The organism is Mycobacterium sp. 852002-51971_SCH5477799-a (assembly GCF_001667145.1).
Taxonomy (GTDB): domain Bacteria; phylum Actinomycetota; class Actinomycetes; order Mycobacteriales; family Mycobacteriaceae; genus Mycobacterium.
This window is the reverse complement of record NZ_LZIF01000081.1, coordinates 1-519: the sequence shown is the minus strand read 5'-3', so window position 1 is coordinate 519 and position 519 is coordinate 1. Positions and strand designations below refer to the sequence as shown.

Genomic DNA, 519 nt, shown 5'->3' with positions numbered 1-519 from the left:
AGCTGTCGGGGCAGGTGTGGAGCCAGTGTCATTCGTTGGCGTTTGACTATTCGGTGTGGGAGATCTGGGGGGCGCTGTTATACGGCGGGCGGTTGGTGGTGGTGCCCGAGTCGGTGGTGCGTTCACCAGAAGACTTGCTCGAAGTGTTGGTGGGTGAGCAGGTCAGTGTGCTCAGTCAGACACCGTCGGCGTTTTATGCGTTGCAGAGCGCTGAGGGGCTTGCACCTGAGTTGGCTGATCAGCTCACGTTGTCGACTGTGGTGTTCGGTGGTGAGGCGCTCGAGCCGCAGCGGCTTGGGGGGTGGTTGGAGCGTCATCCGGTGTTGCCGCGGTTGATCAATATGTATGGCATTACCGAGACGACGGTGCACGCCTCGTTGCGGGAGATCGCCGCCGGCGATGTTGAGCGCATGGTCAGCCCGATCGGGGTGCCGTTGGCGCATCTGGGGTTTTTTGTGCTCGATAACTGGTTGCGTCCGGTGCCCGCTGGGGTGGTCGGTGAGTTGTATGTGGCTGGTG

General features: G+C 61.5%; 1 protein-coding gene. It reads left to right on the top strand.

The genetic code is table 11. From position 1 onward, the window contains the following. The coding region (locus A5753_RS09740; protein WP_156656042.1) for an AMP-binding protein at positions 1–519 on the top strand (519 nt) is incomplete at both ends.